Raw genomic sequence first — 18,020 nt, 5'->3', positions numbered from 1 at the left:
GTGCTCGAATTCGTCCAGAGCGCCGGGCCGGTGATGATCTGGCTCGTCGTGGCCGGATTCGTCTTCTGCGAGTGCGCGTTCATCATCGGACTGTTCCTCCCGGGCGACTCCCTGCTCCTCACCGCCGGCCTCGCGATGGCCACGACGGGGCACTCCTCGATGTCGGTGTGGGGCCTCGCGGTGGCGGCGTTCCTCGCGGCGATCGCCGGCAACCACGTGGGCTACCGGATCGGCGTGAAGATGGGCGATCACGTGCTCGCCAAGAAGGACGGGCGCTACCTCAACGCGCACAACCTGCACCGCGTCAAGGAGCTGATGGACAAGCACGGCTTCTTCTCGGTGCTCATCGCCCGCTGGATCCCGTGGGTCCGGACCCTGTGCCCGCTGGTGGCCGGTGCCGTCGGGATGGACAAGCGCAAGTTCACCTTCGCGTCGGTCCTCGGCTCGCTGATCTGGGCACCCTTCCTCCTGCTCGTGGGCTACTACGCGTCCTCCGCGCTCAAGGACTACAAGTTCGTCCTGGACTGGGCCCTGCGCGGGATGATCGTCATGCTCGTCGTCGGCACGATCATCGGGATCGTCGGCTACCGGCGGGAGATGTCCAAGCAGAACGTCACCGTCGATCTGGAGGACTGATGGCCCCGCTCGCACGTCCGGTGGCCCGACGGTGACCGTGCTGACCGCCCGCGACCTGTCCGTCGCGTACGCCGACCGGACCCTGTTCACCGGCCTCGACCTCGTGATCGCCCCGGGCGAGGTGGTCGGGCTGGTCGGCGCGAACGGCGCAGGGAAGTCGACCCTGCTCACACTCCTCGCCGGCGTCGGCGCGGACGGCGGACCGGACGTCTCCGGCACCGTCGACCTCTCGCCGGCCGACGCGTCCGTGGGGTACCTCGCCCAGGAGCACGAACGCCGGCCCGGGGAGACGGTGGCGCACTTCGTCGGTCGGCGCACGGGCGTCGCGGCGGCGCAGGAGGCGATGGACGCGGCCGCTCTCGCCCTCGCTTCCCTGTCCGATACGGCTCCGGACTCGGATCCGTTCACGCCCGCGCTGGACCGGTGGCTCGCGCTCGGCGGCGCGGACCTGGACCAGCGGCTGGCCGCGATCCTCGACGAGGTGGGACTCGCCGACGCGGACGCCGAGATGACGGGGCTCTCGGGAGGGCAGGCCGCCCGCGCGGGGCTGGCCGCGGTGCTGGCGTCCCGGTACGACGTGCTGCTCCTGGACGAGCCGACCAACGACCTGGACCTCGCGGGTCTCGAACTGCTGGAGCGCTTCGTCACGGAGAGCTCAGGCACGACGGCGATGGTTCTCGTCTCGCACGACCGGGAGTTCCTCGCGCGCACCGTGACGACGGTCGTGGAGCTGGACCTCGCACAACAGCAGATCGGCGTCTACGGCGGCGGATACGAGGCCTACCTCACCGAGCGCGAGGTCGCACGCCGGCACGCCCGCGAGGAGTACGACGAGTACGCCGGGAAGCTGTCGGGTCTGCAGGACCGCGCGCAGATGCAGCGGAACTGGATGGAGCACGGCGTGCGGAATGCGCGCCGGAAGATGAAGAACGGCGACCCCGACAAGGCCGGCCGGAAGGCGCGCCTCGAGTCCACGGAGAAGCAGGCCTCGAAGGCGCGGCAGACCGAGCGCGCCATCGAACGACTCGAGGCGGTCGATGAGCCTCGCAAGGAGTGGGAGCTGCGGATGTCGATCCTCGCGGCCCCGCGGAGCGGAACGGTCGTGGTGACGGCGTCGGGCGCGTGCGTCGAGTACCCGAGGCTCACCGTCGGGCCCGTGAGCGTGAGCGTCGAGTACGGCGACCGGATCCTGCTGACCGGCCCGAACGGTGCCGGCAAATCGACGCTCCTCGGGCTCCTGCTCGGACGGATCGCGCCGTCCGCCGGGACGGTGGCGCTCGGGTCCGGCGTCGAGGTGGGCGAGGTCGACCAGGCTCGCGGTCGTTTCCTGTCCGACGGTCCGCTGCTGGACACCTTCTGCGCCGAGGTGCCGGACACGCCGCCCGCCGACGTCCGGACGCTGCTGGCCAAGTTCGGGCTGCGCGGGCACCACGTGCTGCGCCCGGCATCGTCGCTCTCCCCGGGTGAGCGGACCCGCGCCGCATTGGCGCTGCTGCAGGCCCGCGGGGTGAACCTGCTCGTCCTCGACGAGCCGACGAACCACCTCGACCTGCCCGCGATCGAGCAGTTGGAGCAGGCGGTCGAGTCCTTCGACGGCACGGTGATCCTGGTGACCCACGACCGCCGGATGCTCCACACCGTGCGCGCGACGCGGCGCTGGCGGATGGACGGCGGAGTCTTCAGCGAGGACTGAGGACATCGTTCGGGCGACTCGGCGCGTGCGCGGGACGCACCTGAAGTGCCGGGTCAGCGCTTACCGTCGGGTGGTGGCTCGTGGTGAGCGCTGCCGATGTCGTAGCTGGACGGCGGCACGTTCCGCCATTCGTCCTCTTCTCCGAGCGTCCACTTGCGGAAGCCCGGGGTGAAGCCGCCTGACCATTCGCCGCGCTTCTGCCGTCTGCGAACGACGACCATGAGAACGATCGGAACAAAGGTCACCGCGACAGCGACGACGACGATGACTACAGCTCCCGCATCCACGTGTTCAGTATGAAGCATCGCTGATACGGTTCGCTCATGACGGAGGAAATACCGGATGACGGTCGGCTCTACATCACGACGGACGCCCAGCAACTGATCCGAGCGATCAAGAACGCATCGTTCCTGATCTTCGTCGGCCTGATCGCGCTCGGGATCATGCTCTGGCAACCGTGGGCGTCGCCGACGATCGAGAACGTCCAGAGGGGCGGGATCGCGTACACGTGCGTCACGTACAAGACGACGGCCGACTGCAATTAGGACTGACGGGTTCAGGAATCTTCACGGTTCGCGACGGACGTCAGTTCCGCGCCAGCCCCGCCGCGGCCTCCACCGCCAATCCATCCTCCGATCTGCACGGCGGAGTCTTCAGCGAGGACTGAGGGCCGCTCCTGAATTGCACAAATGAGACGGACATCGGGTGATCTCGGTTTCATCGTTGCTGGTAGTGGTGGTCGTGTGAGGTGGATTGGATTCGTTACACGAGCTGACGAATCAGATCAGAGGTGGCGAGTTGGGTCCATGCGCTGATGAAGGACGCGGATGACGTCCACGCCGTCGATGCGCTGCCGGTAGTAGATCAGGTGACTACCGATCCCGTAGCGGCGATAGCCGTCGCGGACATCGTCGCACCGCCGACCACGATCCGGCTCCGTCGCGATGCGTTCGAATGCGGCACGGATCTCGGTGAGGTAGGTCTCCGCTTGGTCGATGTCCCACCGCTCGACGGTGAAGTCCCAGATGGTGGACAGGTCACGTTGCGCGGCCGGCGTGAGCCGATACCTGTTCACTCCTTCTTGGCCGCGATGAACGCGTCGAAGTCGAAGTCCTCGGCCGGTCCACTCTCCTCGCCCGCGACCAGCGCAGCGCGAAGCACGGACATCTGCGTCTCCTGGTCTTCCAGCAGACGCAGGCCGGCGCGCACGACTTCGCTCGCGGACCGGTAGCGCCCTGTCGACACCTCTCGCGCGAGGAAGTCGACGAAATGATCGTCGAGGCTGATCGAGGTGTTCGTCGCCATGTCGGCCATCATACCAATCATTGGTATGAGACTGAGCTCAACTGCGTGCCAGAGCCGCGGCCGCTTCCATGGCCATCCACCCGCCGATCTGCACGGACAGGTCGCGCTCGGGGGTGCTGCTGCCGCGAACGGTGCCACCCGTGAAGTGGGCGGGGGTGTCCGTGGAGCCCGGGATCCGGGCGTCGCGGGTCCAGTCCGCGGAGAAGATGACACGCCCGTCGATCTCGCGGGTGCCGTGCCACGCGGCCTCTGCCGAGGCGAAGACGATCTCAGCCGCGGCCTCGCGGGCATCGTCGGCCCCCGGGCCGCGCAGCTGCAGCGCAGCGAGCGCGAGGTAGCGGATGAGGATGCCGTTGAACAGGCCCCCGTCGCCCCCGCCACCGCCGGTCACGACGCCGCGAGAGGTCATGTGCTCGGCGACAGCGGCGATGAGCGCGGCGGCACGCTCGGCGTGCCGCGGCGCCAGGTCGGACGAGAGCTCCGTGTCCAGACCGATCGTGACGCCCTGGTTGTACGAGTACTTCTCCGGATAGCGCTTCCCGCCCTCGGGGTCGGCGTAGTCACCGTCGACCCCGTCGTCGATCAGGCCGGTGTCCGGGTCGAGGAGCCTGCGGTGCAGCCAGTCCGAGGTCTCCTCGGCTCGCTCGAACCGGCCCATCCGGGCGAGGAAGATACCCGCCGGACCGTTGGCCGGCGCGTTGAGGAACAGCCCCTTCGTGCGCCAGGTGACACCGCCGCCCGCCTCGGGCACCCACGCGTCGTACAGCTCGTCGCGCAGCACTCGCAGCCGTCGCGAGGCGTTCAGGCCCGCGTGCCGCTGCGCCCGCTCCAGCGCGAGCCCCATCCAAGCCATGTCGTCGTAATAGGAGTTGGTGACGCGCAACAGGTTCCGCAGACGGTGCCCGCGGGCGATCCGCAGCACCAGTTTCCGGGTCGACGGTGCGCCGTCCCGCACGTAGGCGTCCACGGCCACGTCGAGCAGGTGGGCCTGCCACCAGTAGTTCCAGCTGACGAACAGCGCGTCCCGCCGCGAGGCTGGGTAGGCGGGCGTGCCGAGGCGCGTCGCGGGGATCCCCCAGACGGGCCGCAGGTGCCGCTCGACCACCGCAGCCTGCGCCGCAGCGGCGCGCTGATTCCACTCGACCACCGTCATGGTGACATCACATCACGCACCACCGACGTGTGCACGTCCGCGCAGGTCAGACGAGCCAATCGGGGTCCGCCACACCCCACTCAGCGGCCACACGGACCTGGTCAGGTCTGACCAATCCAGGTATGATGCGCGTATGGGCAGCGCCGAGTTCAACATCTACGCCGCGAAGACGCAGTTCTCGCGGCTGGTCGCGCGTGCCGAGCAAGGAGACAAGATGACCATCACACGAAACGGCAAGCCGGTCGCCCGGATCGTGCCCTATTTCCCGGACCATCCCGCGCGGCGTCCCGGGGCATGGGCAGGGGTCGAGATCGCTGACGACTTCGACGACCTCACCGACCAGGAACTGAAGGACTGGTACGGCGAGTGAGACTCCTCGTCGATACCCGTGTCCTCCTGTGGTGGCTCGCCGACAGCCAGAAGTTGTCTGCAACGCACCGGTCGCTGATCCAAGAGGAGAAGAACACAGCCCTCGTGTCGTCGGTCGCAGTGGCAGAGGTAGCCATCAAGTCGTCACTCGGCAAGTTGAATGCACCGAAGATGACCGAGGAGTTCCTCATCGACGAGGGCTTCACGTTGCTGCCCCTGGATGTCCGCCATGCCGCCGTTCTTCGTGACCTCCCCTGGCACCATCGCGATCCGTTCGACCGGATGCTGGTCGCCCAGTGCATCGTCGAGCAGGTTCCGATCTTGACGGTCGACGATCGGATCCGCGCCTACGACGTCGACACCGCCTAGTACTCACCAGGCGGCGTCGAGGTCCGCGTGCTCGCGGATCCAGGCGTGCATGGCGATGCCCGCCGCCACACCCACGTTGATCGAGCGGGTCGAGCCGAACTGAGCGATGGACACCGTCGAATCCGCGACGTGCCGCGCGCCCCCGGATACTCCCGGGCCCTCCTGCCCGAAGAGGAGGAGGCACCGTCGGGGCAGGGACGCGCGTTCCAGCGGCACGGAGCCGGGCAGGTTGTCGACGGCGACGATGGGCAGGCCCGCGGCGGCGCACCAGGCCGCGAGCGCCTCGGTGTCGGCGTGGTGGTGCAGGTGCTGGTAGCGGTCGGTGACCATGGCGCCCCTGCGGTTCCACCGCTTGCGCCCGACGATGTGCACCGCCTGCGCACCGAAGGCGTTCGCGGTCCGTACGACGGTGCCGATGTTGGCGTCGTGCCCCAGGTTCTCGATCGCCACGTGGAACGGGTGCCGGCGGGCGTCGAGGTCGGCGACGATCGCCTCCCGCGTCCAGTACCGATACGCGTCGACCACGTTGCGACGGTCGCCCTCGGCGAGCAGCTCCGGGTCGTAGTGGGGATCGACGGGGGCCGGAACGCCGGGATTCTCCTCGGCCCACGGCCCCAGCCCGACGGTGTGCGGTCCGGGCAGGCCCGTCACCCACTCGGTCGGCCCGAGCGCTTCGTCCTGCCCGAGCCCGTCCGGGCCGGGCTCGGAGGTCACAGTCCCAGGTCGGCGAGGCCGAGCACCGAGCGGTACTCGAGGCCCTCCGCGGCGATGACGTCGGCGGCGCCGGTCGCGCGGTCGACGACGGTCGCGACGCCGATCACCTCGGCGCCGATCTCCCGGAGCGCGCGCACCGCCGTGAGCGGCGAGTTGCCGGTGGTCGTGGTGTCCTCGACGACGAGGACGCGCTTGCCCACCACATCAGGCCCCTCGACCTGGCGCTGCATGCCGTGCGCCTTCGCGGCCTTGCGGACCACGAACGCGTCGATCGGGCGGCCTGGCGCGTGCATCACTGCGGTCGCGACGGGGTCCGCGCCCAGGGTCAGCCCGCCGACGGCGGCGTAGTCCCAGTCCGCGGTGAGCTCGCGCAGGAGCGCACCGATGAGCGGCGAGGCCTCGTGGTGCAGTGTGGCGCGACGCAGGTCCACGTAGTAGTCCGCCTCGCGGCCGCTCGACAACGTGACCTTGCCGTGGACCACGGCGAGCTCGCGGACCAGCTCGGCGAGCCGCGCCTTGTCGGTCACCGTCGGCCCTCCGAACGGACGGGCTCCGGCTGACCCGGGTCGCGCGGACCACCTGAGGCGAGCACGCGGGCGTGGCCCTCCGGCGGGAGGACGCGCAGCAGGTCGCCGAAACGGCGGACGGCCTCGAGCGCCTCGTCGAGGTCCTCGGGGTCGTCGGTGGTCGGCATCGCCGCCAGCGTCCACTCCCCCTCGTTCCACAGCGACTCGATGTGCTCGGGCACCTGCTCGGCGAAGGTGATCATCCGGCGGTCGGCGACGCGGCGCGCGACCTCGGCGTTGTTCGTGTACAGCACCCGCGGGCCCAGCGAGCCCAGGGGCTCCATGCCCGGCTCGGTGGGCGGGAGCGCGTTCCCGGGCCGCAGGTCCAGCAGCGCGCCGGACGACGCGCCGCGGTTGACGGCCGCGACCGTGAGCACGTCCTGCAGGTCGAAGACGTAGGCGGCGGCCCCGAAGTAGGCGCCGTGGGCCACGTCGATGATCGCGGGATCGCCGGCGACGGCCATGCCGCCGCGGTGGAACTCGTCGTGCAGCGACGGGTCCGCCGCCTTGTAGACGAACTCCCGCGACGCGGCCCAATCGGCGCGCTCGGAGTGCATGTTGGGCGAGTGGGTGCGCTCATACCAGATGAGCGCGGCTGCGAGCGCCGCGCACACCACCGCGAGGATCAGGAACACTACGTACGACATCGACACCTACAGTAGCGGGTCGACCGGGGAGTTCACCCGACCGACGGGGTACCGGCGACGGAGATCTGGCCGGAGTAGATCGCGAGTGCCGCCCTGCCGTCGGCACTCACCTGAATCATCACGACGTCACCGACCTCTATGTCGGTCAGTCTGCTGCCGTGCGTCGTGGTCACCTGGGTGGTGGGGCCGGTCTTCAGCGCGACGGTCTGCCCGCCCGGCGCGGAACGCACGGTGATGGCGTCGTCGGCGACGGTGAGGACTGCGCCGATCACCTCACGACCGGGCGTGATGGCCACGGTCTTCGGGTCGCTCACCGGGACGCCGGCGGACTGCGCGGCCGGCAGGACGCGCCGGGAACCGCCCAGCTCGGACGACACGTGCAGCGCGTACGCGATGCCCGCCCCGACCACGCCGATACCGAGGAGGCACAGCAGGACAGCGGGCCACGGGCTGCGGGCGCGGGCGTCACCACCCACGGCGACCACCTCCCTCACGTCCGTTCCGTACCACCGCGGCGCCTCGACGACACCATGCGCGAACCTATTCGGCGTGTCTGAGACGCGCCTGTGAATGTGGCGAGCGAATCTCTATGACCCCCGCTAGCGTTGTCGGCGTGGGACATCTGTGGCCGCCGCGCGACCTCACCGAGGGTGAGGCGCCGGACGCGCGCTTCACCCTCGCCAACGAGCGCACCTTCCTCGCCTGGATCCGGACCTCGCTGGGACTCGTCGCCGCGGCGGTGGGCCTGGAGGCGTTCGCACCGTCAGTCGCACCGGACGCGGTGCGGACGCCGCTGGTGGTCGTGCTCCTGGTCGTCGCGGCGGGGCTGGCCGGGTACGCGTTCCGACGGTGGCTGTCCGTGGAGGGCGCGATGCGCACCGGCCGCGACCTGCGCGGATCGCCCGCGACGATCGTGCTGGCGGCCCTGATCGTGCTCGCCGGGGTCGTGCTGGCCGTCGCGATGCTGGTGACGTGAGCGAGGGCGGGGCGGGTGCACCGTCGGGTCTGGCGGCCGAGCGGACCCGACTGGCGCGCGTACGGACCGTCGTCGCGGTGCTGATGACCTCGGCGATCGTCGGCAGGGCGACGGTGCCCGCGCGACCGGCGGCGGCGCTGCTGTGCCTGGTGGTGGCTGTGGTCGCGGTGGTGATGCTGCGGTTGCGGCCGCCGGTGTCGCACGGGGTGTTGGTGGGGTGCGTGGTGACGCTCGCGGCGGTCGGGTTCGTCGGGTTCTGAATCCATTGCGGCTTCCGGCGACGACACACCGGTGACCCCGCCGGAATCCGCAGAAGAATCCGGCGATCGCCGGTCGCCGTCAGCTCACGCCACGTCGCGAACCCGGATCCCGACGGTGCCGTCGGCGCCCCGTCGGATCCTGGAACCGGTGACCGTGAGCCACCCGAGGATTCCGTACTTCTTCGCGATCTTCGATGCGGCTGCGGAGCCGTCGAAGACCTCGCCGGTCCCGGCGACCTCGGGCCCGAAGGTCTGCTTGCCGCGGGTGTCGCACGCCTGGACCAGGACCGACGGGTTGCGCCGCAGCCGCTTGACCTTCCAGGAATCGGCGACGGTCCACACCACGAGGTCGGCGCCGTCGCGCACGGCCCAGATCGGGGTGGCGACGGGCGTGCCGTCCTTGCGGAAGGTGGTCAGCAGGACGTACTTGGCGTCCGCGACATCAGCAACGCTGCTCATGCGCCCAGCGTAACCGGCCAGGCCGCCGGCACGCTGCGCGCGATCCAACCCGCGATCGCGGCGTTGACCTCGGCGGGCTTCTCCTCGCCCATCCAGTGCCCGGAGTCGACGATCACCTCGGTGAGGTCGGTGCACGCCTCCCGCATCGGGTCGGCGAGCCGGGTCCCGACGGTGTTCAGGATCGCGTCGTAGCGGCCGTGCAGGAACAACGCGGGCTTGTCGATGCGGCCGCCGTCCAGTTCCTCCCTCGCGTAGTCGGCGTCGGCCCTGCCGTTGACGTACCAGGAGTTCGGGCCGGCCATGCCGCCCCGCTCGAAGGCCGCGACGTAGACGGCGTGGTCCTCGGCGGTCAGCACTGCGGGGTCGAGCGGCAGCTGCGGCACCGGGCCGCCGCCGAACCAGCCGCCGTTGCGGCTGACCAGAGCGGTGGGCGCCGGCCCCTCGAGATGCCGGGGCTCACCGCTTCGGAACAGCGCCGCGATCAGACCGGGCAGGTCGCTCTCGAACTGGTCGGTCACCTCGTCGAAGGCCCTGAGGTAGTGCACCTGGTAGTCCCACTGGCCGTACGGGTACTCGTCGGCGGGGTACTTGTCGCGATCGATCAGGTCGAGCATCGACGGCCCGCTCGCCGGCAGGTGCGGCACGTTGAGCGAGGCCACGGCGTCGACGACCTCGGGGTGATGGGTCGCGATGTTCCAGACCACCGGCCCGCCCCAGTCGTGCCCGATCCAGATCGCGCGGCTCCGGCCCAGCGCGGCGAGCAACTCCAGCATGTCGGCCACCGCCTCCTCCCGACGGTAGGCCGTCTTCTCCGGGTGCACCGTCGACGATCCGTAGCCGCGCATGTCCGGCGCGACGCACCGGAGGCCCAGCGCCCCCAGCGCGCGGAGCTGGTGCCGCCAGGAGTATCCGAGCTCGGGCCAGCCGTGCACGAAGACCAGCAGCGGACCGTCGACCGGTCCGGACGCGAGGTACGCGGTGGTGTGGCGCGGGGTCCGGGCGATGTGCGGGGTGAGCGCGGTCATGAATACAGACTGACACGCGGCGCGACTCCTTGCCCCGGCGCGGCCCGCGGCCCACTATCGAGGTATGCCCCACGTGATCGTCCAGAACTGCTGCAACGACGGGTCGTGCGTTCCGGAGTGTCCGGTGGACTGCATCCACCCCACGCCCGACGAGCCGGAGTACGCGACCGCGGAGATGCTCTACATCGACCCGGACGTGTGCATCGACTGCGGCGCCTGCATCGACGCGTGCCCGGTGGGCGCGATCACCACCGACTACGAGCTGACGACGGAGATGGCGCCGTTCGAGGCGATGAACGCCGAGTACTACCGGGCGGTGGGGTCGGCGGCGGACCGCGATCACCCGTACGCCGACCCGCGACTCGGCCGCAAACGCCCCGCCTCGGACGCCGCGACGCTGCGGATCGCCGTGGTCGGCGCCGGCGCGGCGGGACACTACGTGGTGAGCGAGCTGCAGAGCCGGATCGACGTCCGCGCCGAGATCGACGTGTACGAACGCCTGTCGGAGCCGGGCGGGCTGGTCCGGTTCGGCGTCGCGCCCGACCACGCCGACACCAAGAAGGTCCAGGAGCAGTTCGCGAAATCCCGTGCACAGAAGGGCGTCACGACCCACCTCGGGGTGCGGGTCGGCGAGGAGGTCTCGCACGAGGATCTGGCTCGCACCCACCACGCCGTGGTCTACGCGGTGGGGTCGCTGCACGGCCGCACATTGGGCCTGCCGGGAGCGGATCTGCCGGGCGTGACCGCCGCCGCCGACTTCGTGGCCTGGTACAACGGCCATCCCGATTTCGCCGGTCTCGCTGTCGATCTCACGCGCGAGCGGGTCGTGGTGCTGGGCAACGGGAACGTCGCACTGGACGTCGCGCGGATCCTCACCGCCGACCCCGAGACCTTCGCCGACACCGACATGACCGACGATTCCCTTGCTGCCCTGAGGGGTTCGCGGGTGCGGGAGGTCGTGGTGCTCGGCCGGCGCGGTCCGGAGCACGCCGCGTTCACGTCGCCGGAGCTGGTGGGGCTCGCCCGCACCGTGCCGGTGGTCGTCGAACCCGGGGACCTCGTCGAGCCCTCCGACGATGCCGTCGACGAGCAGACGCGGTTCTATCGCACGCAGAAACTGGCTCTGCTGCACGCTCTTCCGCCTGCTTCGGCGGGGTCCGGCGAGCGCAGGGTGGTGCTCCGGTTCGGCACGCCGCCCACCGGTATCACCTCCTCCGACGGTGCGCTGTCCGTCGCCTTCGACGACCACGGCGCGCCGGGGAGCCTCGACTGCGGCATGGTGCTGGCGTCGATCGGGCTGCGGGGCACCTCCGTGCCGGGTGTGCCCTACGACGAGGCGCGCGGGGTCATCCCCAACACGGACGGTCGCGTCCTCGGCCCCGACGGTGCCGCCCTCCCCGGCGTGTACACGGCGGGGTGGAGCAGGCGCGGCGCGACCGGCGTGATCGGAACGAACCGCTTCGACGCCCGCGGCACCGTCGACGCCCTGGTGACGGACTTCCACGCCGGGGCCCTCCCCGCTCCTCCGGCCTGACCCGGTCCGGGCACACGAAAGCGGGCGCGACCGAGGTGGTCGCGCCCGCTTGTCCGGGTCGAACGGGGTCGTACTAGCCGACGATGAGGCGGTCACCGTCGGGCGAGAGGGTGACCTGCACCGTGTCGCCGTCGCGGACATCGCCTGCGAGCAAGGCCTTGGCGAGCTGATCGCCGATTGCCTGCTGCACCAGCCGACGCAGCGGCCGCGCGCCGTAGAGCGGGTCGAAACCGTGCTCCGCGAGCCAGCTCCGCGCATCGTCGGAGACCTCGAGCTCGAGGCGACGCTGGGACAGTCGCTTGCGCAGCTGGTCCAGCTGGATGTCGACGATGCCGCCGAGCTGATCCGGGCTCAGGGCGTCGAAGATCAGCACGTCGTCGAGCCGGTTGATGAACTCCGGCTTGAACTTCGCGCGCACCGCGGCCATCACCTGCTCGGGCGTGCCGCCCGCGCCCAGGTTGGACGTGAGGATCAGGATCGTGTTGCGGAAGTCCACCGTGCGACCCTGACCGTCGGTGAGCCGGCCCTCGTCGAGCACCTGCAGCAGCACGTCGAAGACGTCCGGGTGCGCCTTCTCGACCTCGTCGAACAGCACCACCGTGTAGGGGCGGCGCCGCACGGCCTCGGTCAGCTGGCCGCCGGCCTCGTAGCCGACGTATCCGGGGGGCGCGCCGACGAGCCGTGCGACGGAGTGCTTCTCGCCGTACTCGGACATGTCGATGCGAACCATGGCGCGCTCGTCGTCGAAGAGGAACTCCGCGAGCCCCTTCGCCAGCTCCGTCTTACCCACGCCCGTGGGGCCGAGGAACAGGAACGAGCCGGTGGGCCGGTTCGGGTCGGCGACGCCGGCACGAGTGCGGCGCACCGCATCCGAGACGGCCTCGACCGCCGCGGTCTGGCCGATGACGCGCTTGCCGATCTCGGACTCCATGCGCAGCAGCTTCGCGGTCTCACCCTCGAGCATGCGACCGGCGGGGATGCCGGTCCAGGCGGAGACCACGTCGGCCACGTCGTCGGGGCCGACCTCCTCCTTGAGCATGACCTCGCCGTCGGACGCGGCACCCGACTTGGCCACCGCATCGTCGAGTTCCTTCTCCAGCGCAGGGATCTGGCCGTAGCGCAGCTCCGCGGCCCGGCCGAGGTCGCCGTCGCGCTCGGCGCGCTCCGACTCGCCCTTGAGGGTCTCGAGCTGCTCCTTGAGCGCGCGCACCGAGTCGATGGCGCCCTTCTCGTTCTGCCAGCGCGAGTTCAGCTGGGCCAGCTTCTCCTTGTGGTCGGCGAGCTCGCCGCGCAGCTTCTCCAGGCGGTCCTTCGACGCGGCGTCGGACTCCTTGGACAGCGCCATCTCCTCGATCTCGAGGCGACGGACCAGTCGCTCCTCGGCGTCGATCTCCTCGGGGCGCGAGTCGATCTCCATCCGCAGGCGCGAGGCGGCCTCATCGACGAGGTCGATCGCCTTGTCCGGCAAGAACCGCGACGTGATGTAGCGGTCCGACAGGGACGCGGCGGCGACCAGCGCGGAGTCGGTGATGCGCACGCCGTGGTGCACCTCGTAGCGCTCCTTGAGGCCGCGCAGAATCCCGACGGTGTCCTCCACGCTCGGCTCGCCGACCAGCACCTGCTGGAACCGGCGCTCGAGCGCGGCGTCCTTCTCGATGTACTGGCGGTACTCGTCGAGCGTGGTGGCGCCGACGAGTCGCAGTTCGCCGCGGGCCAGCATCGGCTTGATCATGTTGCCCGCGTCCATGGCGGAATCGCCGGTGGCACCGGCACCCACGATGGTGTGCAGCTCGTCGATGAAGGTGATGATCTGCCCGGCCGAGTCCTTGATCTCGTCGAGCACGGCCTTGAGCCGCTCCTCGAACTCGCCGCGGTACTTGGCGCCGGCGACCATCGCACCCAGGTCGAGGGAGACGACGGTCTTGTCGCGCAAGGACTCCGGCACGTCGCCGGTGACGACGCGCTGCGCCAGCCCTTCGACGATGGCCGTCTTGCCGACGCCGGGCTCGCCGATCAGCACCGGGTTGTTCTTGGTACGCCGGCTCAGCACCTGGACGACGCGACGGATCTCGTTGTCGCGCCCGATGACCGGGTCGAGCTTGCCCTCGCGGGCCCGCGCGGTGAGGTCGGTCGAGTACTTCTCGAGCGCCTGATACTGGCCCTCGGGATCCTGGGAGGTGACCTTCGCGCTGCCGCGGACGGCGGTGAAGGCGTCGCGGATCGCCTGCGGGTTCGCGCCCGCGTTGCCGAGCACCTGTGCTGCCTCGCCGCCGGCCTCCGCGAGGCCGTAGAGGACGTGCTCGGTGGAGACGAACTGGTCGCCCATCTCGGTCGCGAGCTTCTGCGCGGCACTGATGGACGCGATCGACTCACGGCTGAGCTGCGGCGTGGAGCTGGACCCGCTGGCCTTCGGCTTACGGTCGACGATCTCCTGCGCACGGTTGCGCACGGTAACGGGATCGACGCCGACCGCCTTGAGCAGCGGCGCGGCGATCCCATCGGTCTGGTCGAGCAACGCCACCAGCAGGTGCGCCGGAGAGATCTCCGGGTTACCCGCGGACGACGCCGCCTGCAGGGCCGAGGTCAGCGCGGCCTGCGTCTTGGTGGTGGGGTTGAACGAATCCACTTACTGGACCTCCTGCGGTCGTGACGGAACTTGTCGTGCAACCTGAGCGCTCTCCACTCAAGTATGCCTACTGACATGTTCAACCGCCACAGTCTTGAGTCTGTTCCGCTCAACCCGCAATTCGACGGTGACCCGCACCACATTCACGCTACGTCGCCGGCGTCTCGCCACTCACGCGGTTGTGCGCGGCTACCCGTTCATCCTCGTCTGCACCCGAGGGCGCGCAGCCTCGATCCCCTGATCGACAGCGCTCGCGACCACTTCCGTCGCGCAGGCGGCCAGGGCAGCCACCGCGCCAACCATCACCATCCACAGACCCCAGCCGGTCGATGTTGTCGAACCCAGCCAACTGCTCGACTGGTCCACCACGTCCGGATTGACCATGACATACAGCCCGCCCGCGACGCCGACAGCGCCGAGTACTGCTCCTACGACTGCGACTACACGCCGTGCGGTGACCGCGAGGGCTACTCCCACAAGGGCGATCAGACTTCCGACGACCACAGCGGCGATTCCCATATCGGTTATCCCCAGATACCAATCTCCGTTGGACAGAAGCTTCCAGGCTCCACCGGGCTGGACGACATCCGAGTACGTCTTGCCGAGCCCCGGCGTTCGGTCCGTATACACCGATCCCTCGCGATTGAATGTCGTTACCACCCAAGGGCCGAAAGTACCTGCAACCACCGCCAAGCCTGAGATGGCAGCAATGGCGCCCACGATCCGCGTCGAAGTGGCTTTCGAACGCGACTTGTTGGGAGGCCTCCCTGTTGACGGATCGTCACTGTGAAGCACCGGGCGAATGACCGTGCGGTCCGGCGCAATCATCGTCGGATCAATGGGAGCCACGCTTCCGGCCGCTTCCACAAGCGCGGCAGCCAGCTCGGCGGCAAAGGCCTCGCTCGACGGATACCGGTCCGCCGACGACTTCGCCATCCCCCGCGCGATCACTGCATCGACCCGCGCACTCAACTCCGGCCGGGCCACCCGCACACTCGGTACCGGCGCCGTCACATGCGCGACGATCACTGCGCCGGCATTGGTGTTCGTGAACGGAACCGACCCGGTCAACAGGTGAAAGGCAGTCGCCGCCAAGGAGTACTGATCAGACCGCGCATCCACCGGCTGCCCCTGCAACTGCTCCGGCGAGGCGTAGCTGATGGTTCCGAGCGTCATCCCGGTCCCGGTCAGCTCGGAGTTCTCCGCGCCCAACCGCGCGATCCCGAAATCGGTCAGCAGCACCCGGCCGGTGGTACTCACCATGATGTTCGCCGGCTTCACATCCCGATGGATCAGCCCCTGCGCACCGGCGAAGTCCAGCGCCGAAGCCACGTCGCCCACCACCCGTGCGACCTCCCCGACCGGCATCGGCCCGCGGCGCACCACCTCGCCGAGGTCTACCCCGTCGACGAGGTCCAGCGCGATCCACAATCGGCCGTCGGTCTCGCCCCGATCGTGCACCGCCACGATGTTCTGATGGCTCAGCGACGCAGCAAGGTCGGCCTCCCGCTCGAACCGCGCCCGGAACTGCGCATCGTCAGCCAGATTCGGCGCCAGCACCTTCAAAGCCTCACGCCGCGGCAGCCGGGGATGCCGCGCGACGTAGACCTCACCCATGCCGCCCGCACCGAGACGCCGCTCGATCGTGTATCCGGCGAAGACTTCCCCTGGTTCCAGCATCGTTCCCTCCCAGGATGAACGATAGCAACGGATCTACGCCAGGGCGGCGACGCGCTCCGCGAGCTTCTGATGGGTCGCGGCATCGGGGTGGCCGTCGGCGCTGGACCCGTAGACCCAGCCCTCGCTGAGGGGCGAGATGACGGACACCGTCGGATCGACGGACCGGGCGGCGCCCACGATGGCGGCTTCGGTGGCGCGGGCGTCGGGGCCGCTGCCGCGGACCGTCGGGAACACCGTGATCAGCGCGACCTTGGCGTTCGGCGCCTGCCGGCGGACCGTCGTGATGACCTGCCGCACCTGGGCGTCGATCGCGGACGTCGAGGCGCCCACGTCATTGGACCCCGCCTGCACCACGACGAGCGACGGATCATGCGCGGGCAGGTTCGCGGCCTGCGTGAGCCCGGCGATCGCACCGTCGTTGTACCCGGCGCCGCTGCGCGCGCTGAGGTACACCGAGCGGCCGGCGATGGCGCTGATCATCCGCGGATAGGCCACGACACCGGCCACCTCGTACCCCGTCGAGATCGACGCGCCGATCACCACGATCGGGCGCCCGTCGGAGCCCTGTGTGGCGGGCACAGCGGCGACCGGCGCCGCACCCACGGACGCCACGAGGGCTCCGATCCCGACGATGACCCCCAAACGCGACACGCTCATGCCGACATCGTGACACAACACTCGCCACATGCATAACTTCCGCAACTCTTGTTACGTAGCGGATCCGATCCGCCGCCGCGACCCGAGCACTCGGCCACCAGCCGTCCGCGCGACGACGGCGCCGTGCCGGAGCAGACCCCGCCAGACGCTCGGGCGAGCGGCGAGCACCGTCGAACGCGTCCGGTCCCGCCCGGGCACCCCGGCGATCCGCGCAGCGAGCCAGTCCAGGCTCGGCGTCACGGACAGCACCAGGGCGGTGAGGTGCTCGGACGCGCCGTCGCGCAGGTAGTCGACGACGGCCCCCTGCTCCCGGTAGCTCGCGACCAGTCCGTCGACGTCGTCGACGGAGATGATCGGGTCGCGGACGGCCTGGACCACCAGCAAGGGGCACGACGGTGCCTCCCGCCCGGGTTCGATGTCGGCGAACATCGCCGCCTGCGCGGGCCGTGCCAGGAACTCCTCGAGGGGCATAGTCAGGACCGATCCGACGTCGAACCCGCGGAACCGGGCAACCGCCCCGATCGTGCTGAACTCCGCAGCGCTCGCGAGCAGTTCCCGCGCTTGCGGAGTGCTGTGCGCGTCGAGGTCGGCCCGGAAGTCCGGGTAGGCGCGATAGAGGCCCGCGACGACGGCGAGCGCGAGGCCGCCGAACGGACCGCCCGCGAGCCGCAGGAAGGTGTTGCGCAGATTGCCGACGGGACTCCCCGCGACGGCGCCGGCCAGCGGTACTTCCGGCGCGTAGGAGGGCTGCAACTCCGCGGCCCAGGCGGTGGCGAGGCCGCCGCCGGAATAGCCGAACAGCACCGTCGGATCCTGGGGGCTGATGCCGAAGGGCGCGAAGGCGCGGGCCGCACGGATCCCGTCGAGCGTGCAGTACCCGGACTCGCGGGGCACGCCCCAGTTCCCGGACGTGCCCTCGTGATCGGGAACGACGACCGCCCAGCCGCGGGCGAGCGCCATTCCGACGACGAGCAGCTCCCAGCGGGTCGCCGAACCGTACGCGCGGGCGCCGCGGCGCAGCGCGTACGACGGGAAACTGCGCGGCGAGAGCGAGTCGATCGCGCACTGGAAGGACAGCAGCGGCCGCGGACCGTCGGCGGCACCGGCCGGGAGGATCAGCGTGGCGATGGAGGTCTGCGGCGCACCGTCGTGGTCGGCGGTGCGGTACTGGACCTGCCAGGCGCGGTGCGGGATCCGCACGCCGCCGAACACGCCCAGCTCGACGCGGCGGCTCCGTAGGATCGCGCCGGGCGCCGCGTCCGCGAAACCCGCGACCGGAACGAGGAAGGGGTCGCCCTCGGGAAGAGGCGGTCGCGGGATCCTGGGCGTCATCGCCTCAGGCTAATGCCGA

The 18,020-nt window shown here is 70.1% G+C and carries 22 protein-coding genes; 8 read left to right on the top strand and 14 right to left on the bottom strand.

Annotation, left to right across the window (positions count from 1 at the left end):
• Both AXK61_RS07035 and AXK61_RS07030 read left to right on the top strand, forming a co-directional pair.
• Positions 1-636: a DedA family protein gene (locus tag AXK61_RS07035; protein ID WP_068744460.1), complete on the top strand. Its 636-nt coding sequence runs from the start codon at positions 1-3 to the stop codon at positions 634-636.
• Positions 637-667: 31 nt separating this feature from the next.
• On the top strand, positions 668-2,329 hold the full coding sequence (locus tag AXK61_RS07030) for an ABC-F family ATP-binding cassette domain-containing protein (RefSeq protein WP_068744458.1): 1,662 nt from the start codon (positions 668-670) through the stop codon (positions 2,327-2,329).
• A gap of 53 nt (positions 2,330-2,382) precedes the next feature.
• On the opposite strand, the gene AXK61_RS24865 is transcribed toward AXK61_RS07030, so the two are convergent.
• Entirely contained in the window at positions 2,383-2,616 is a 234-nt protein-coding gene (locus AXK61_RS24865) for a hypothetical protein (RefSeq protein ID WP_156485592.1), read from the bottom strand.
• A 36-nt stretch (positions 2,617-2,652) separates the two neighbouring features.
• On the opposite strand from AXK61_RS24865, the gene AXK61_RS07025 reads away from it, so the two are divergent.
• Positions 2,653-2,874, top strand: a complete 222-nt coding sequence (locus AXK61_RS07025; RefSeq protein WP_068573999.1) for a hypothetical protein — start codon at positions 2,653-2,655, stop codon at positions 2,872-2,874.
• Positions 2,875-3,113: 239 nt separating this feature from the next.
• On the opposite strand, the gene AXK61_RS07020 is transcribed toward AXK61_RS07025, so the two are convergent.
• The 3 genes from AXK61_RS07020 to AXK61_RS07010 are packed head-to-tail and all read right to left on the bottom strand — an operon-like array spanning position 3,114 to position 4,787.
• On the bottom strand, positions 3,114-3,404 hold the full coding sequence (locus AXK61_RS07020) for a type II toxin-antitoxin system RelE/ParE family toxin (RefSeq protein WP_068744457.1): 291 nt from the start codon (positions 3,402-3,404) through the stop codon (positions 3,114-3,116).
• A complete protein-coding gene (locus tag AXK61_RS07015; protein WP_068575263.1) occupies positions 3,401-3,634 on the bottom strand; it encodes a type II toxin-antitoxin system ParD family antitoxin in 234 nt (77 codons plus the stop codon). The genes AXK61_RS07020 and AXK61_RS07015 overlap by 4 nt, the downstream gene beginning before the upstream one ends.
• A 37-nt stretch (positions 3,635-3,671) precedes the next feature.
• Entirely contained in the window at positions 3,672-4,787 is a 1,116-nt protein-coding gene (locus AXK61_RS07010) for a glycoside hydrolase family 76 protein (protein WP_068573994.1), read from the bottom strand.
• A gap of 133 nt (positions 4,788-4,920) precedes the next feature.
• Between AXK61_RS07010 and AXK61_RS07005 the strand changes: the two genes are divergently transcribed.
• Positions 4,921-5,157, top strand: a complete 237-nt coding sequence (locus tag AXK61_RS07005; RefSeq protein ID WP_068573992.1) for a type II toxin-antitoxin system Phd/YefM family antitoxin — start codon at positions 4,921-4,923, stop codon at positions 5,155-5,157.
• Positions 5,154-5,525 carry a type II toxin-antitoxin system VapC family toxin gene (locus AXK61_RS07000; RefSeq protein ID WP_068573990.1) on the top strand — a complete coding sequence of 124 codons (372 nt, stop codon included), beginning with the start codon at positions 5,154-5,156 and terminating at the stop codon, positions 5,523-5,525. Before AXK61_RS07005 ends, AXK61_RS07000 begins: the two co-directional genes overlap by 4 nt.
• A gap of 3 nt (positions 5,526-5,528) precedes the next feature.
• Here the strand turns inward: AXK61_RS07000 and AXK61_RS06995 are convergent, their stop codons facing one another.
• From AXK61_RS06995 to AXK61_RS06980, 4 genes are read right to left on the bottom strand one after another with little or no spacing between them, the layout of a single operon-like run.
• A complete protein-coding gene (locus tag AXK61_RS06995; RefSeq protein ID WP_068744455.1) occupies positions 5,529-6,239 on the bottom strand; it encodes a TrmH family RNA methyltransferase in 711 nt (236 codons plus the stop codon).
• Positions 6,236-6,766, bottom strand: coding sequence for an orotate phosphoribosyltransferase (gene pyrE / locus AXK61_RS06990; protein ID WP_068744454.1), 531 nt, complete (start codon positions 6,764-6,766; stop codon positions 6,236-6,238). The genes AXK61_RS06995 and pyrE overlap by 4 nt, the downstream gene beginning before the upstream one ends.
• Positions 6,763-7,452: a type III secretion system chaperone family protein gene (locus AXK61_RS06985; protein ID WP_156485591.1), complete on the bottom strand. Its 690-nt coding sequence runs from the start codon at positions 7,450-7,452 to the stop codon at positions 6,763-6,765. The genes pyrE and AXK61_RS06985 overlap by 4 nt, the downstream gene beginning before the upstream one ends.
• Before the next feature lie 32 nt (positions 7,453-7,484).
• Entirely contained in the window at positions 7,485-7,946 is a 462-nt protein-coding gene (locus AXK61_RS06980) for a hypothetical protein (RefSeq protein WP_156485590.1), read from the bottom strand.
• Between the two features lie 95 nt (positions 7,947-8,041).
• Here AXK61_RS06980 and AXK61_RS06975 point away from each other — a divergent pair, with 95 nt between their 5' ends.
• Positions 8,042-8,428 carry a YidH family protein gene (locus AXK61_RS06975; protein ID WP_068744448.1) on the top strand — a complete coding sequence of 129 codons (387 nt, stop codon included), beginning with the start codon at positions 8,042-8,044 and terminating at the stop codon, positions 8,426-8,428.
• A complete protein-coding gene (locus tag AXK61_RS06970; protein WP_068744446.1) occupies positions 8,425-8,688 on the top strand; it encodes a DUF202 domain-containing protein in 264 nt (87 codons plus the stop codon). The genes AXK61_RS06975 and AXK61_RS06970 overlap by 4 nt, the downstream gene beginning before the upstream one ends.
• A gap of 84 nt (positions 8,689-8,772) precedes the next feature.
• Here the strand turns inward: AXK61_RS06970 and AXK61_RS06965 are convergent, their stop codons facing one another.
• Both AXK61_RS06965 and AXK61_RS06960 read right to left on the bottom strand, forming a co-directional pair.
• Positions 8,773-9,147, bottom strand: coding sequence for a PPOX class F420-dependent oxidoreductase (locus tag AXK61_RS06965; RefSeq protein ID WP_068744444.1), 375 nt, complete (start codon positions 9,145-9,147; stop codon positions 8,773-8,775).
• Entirely contained in the window at positions 9,144-10,172 is a 1,029-nt protein-coding gene (locus AXK61_RS06960) for an alpha/beta hydrolase (RefSeq protein WP_068744441.1), read from the bottom strand. The genes AXK61_RS06965 and AXK61_RS06960 overlap by 4 nt, the downstream gene beginning before the upstream one ends.
• A gap of 64 nt (positions 10,173-10,236) precedes the next feature.
• On the opposite strand from AXK61_RS06960, the gene AXK61_RS06955 reads away from it, so the two are divergent.
• The gene (locus AXK61_RS06955) at positions 10,237-11,706 is read left to right on the top strand and encodes an FAD-dependent oxidoreductase (RefSeq protein WP_068744439.1); all 1,470 of its coding nucleotides are present in this window, start codon (positions 10,237-10,239) and stop codon (positions 11,704-11,706) included.
• 73 nt (positions 11,707-11,779) lie between these two features.
• On the opposite strand, the gene clpB is transcribed toward AXK61_RS06955, so the two are convergent.
• From clpB to AXK61_RS06935, 4 genes are all read right to left on the bottom strand, one after another.
• Positions 11,780-14,332, bottom strand: a complete 2,553-nt coding sequence (gene clpB, locus AXK61_RS06950) for an ATP-dependent chaperone ClpB (RefSeq protein ID WP_068744437.1) — start codon at positions 14,330-14,332, stop codon at positions 11,780-11,782.
• Positions 14,333-14,521: 189 nt separating this feature from the next.
• Entirely contained in the window at positions 14,522-16,012 is a 1,491-nt protein-coding gene (locus tag AXK61_RS06945) for a serine/threonine-protein kinase (protein WP_068573965.1), read from the bottom strand.
• Positions 16,013-16,045: 33 nt separating this feature from the next.
• Complete coding sequence (locus AXK61_RS06940; RefSeq protein ID WP_068744435.1) at positions 16,046-16,669, bottom strand: SGNH/GDSL hydrolase family protein; 624 nt, start codon at positions 16,667-16,669, stop codon at positions 16,046-16,048.
• A 51-nt stretch (positions 16,670-16,720) separates the two neighbouring features.
• Positions 16,721-18,001 (bottom strand): lipase family protein, encoded by a 1,281-nt coding sequence (locus AXK61_RS06935; RefSeq protein WP_082789255.1) that lies wholly within the window; start codon positions 17,999-18,001, stop codon positions 16,721-16,723.
• Positions 18,002-18,020 lie beyond the last annotated feature (19 nt).

The organism is Tsukamurella pseudospumae, from assembly GCF_001575205.1.
Lineage (GTDB): Bacteria > Actinomycetota > Actinomycetes > Mycobacteriales > Mycobacteriaceae > Tsukamurella > Tsukamurella pseudospumae.
This window is presented reverse-complemented; position numbering and strand designations above follow the sequence as displayed.

Excerpts from the sequence above, each read along its gene's own strand:
- AXK61_RS07025 (WP_068573999.1), top strand. The coding sequence starts at position 2,653 with ATGACGGAGGAAATACCGGATGACGGTCGGCTCTACATCACGACGGAC.
- AXK61_RS07015 (WP_068575263.1), bottom strand. The coding sequence starts at position 3,634 with ATGGCGACGAACACCTCGATCAGCCTCGACGATCATTTCGTCGACTTC.
- AXK61_RS07010 (WP_068573994.1), bottom strand. The coding sequence starts at position 4,787 with ATGACGGTGGTCGAGTGGAATCAGCGCGCCGCTGCGGCGCAGGCTGCG.
- AXK61_RS07005 (WP_068573992.1), top strand. The coding sequence starts at position 4,921 with ATGGGCAGCGCCGAGTTCAACATCTACGCCGCGAAGACGCAGTTCTCG.
- AXK61_RS06985 (WP_156485591.1), bottom strand. The coding sequence starts at position 7,452 with ATGTCGTACGTAGTGTTCCTGATCCTCGCGGTGGTGTGCGCGGCGCTC.
- AXK61_RS06975 (WP_068744448.1), top strand. The coding sequence starts at position 8,042 with ATGACCCCCGCTAGCGTTGTCGGCGTGGGACATCTGTGGCCGCCGCGC.
- AXK61_RS06965 (WP_068744444.1), bottom strand. The coding sequence starts at position 9,147 with ATGAGCAGCGTTGCTGATGTCGCGGACGCCAAGTACGTCCTGCTGACC.
- AXK61_RS06960 (WP_068744441.1), bottom strand. The coding sequence starts at position 10,172 with ATGACCGCGCTCACCCCGCACATCGCCCGGACCCCGCGCCACACCACC.
- AXK61_RS06955 (WP_068744439.1), top strand. The coding sequence starts at position 10,237 with ATGCCCCACGTGATCGTCCAGAACTGCTGCAACGACGGGTCGTGCGTT.
- AXK61_RS06945 (WP_068573965.1), bottom strand. The coding sequence starts at position 16,012 with ATGCTGGAACCAGGGGAAGTCTTCGCCGGATACACGATCGAGCGGCGT.
- AXK61_RS06940 (WP_068744435.1), bottom strand. The coding sequence starts at position 16,669 with ATGAGCGTGTCGCGTTTGGGGGTCATCGTCGGGATCGGAGCCCTCGTG.
- AXK61_RS06935 (WP_082789255.1), bottom strand. The coding sequence starts at position 18,001 with ATGACGCCCAGGATCCCGCGACCGCCTCTTCCCGAGGGCGACCCCTTC.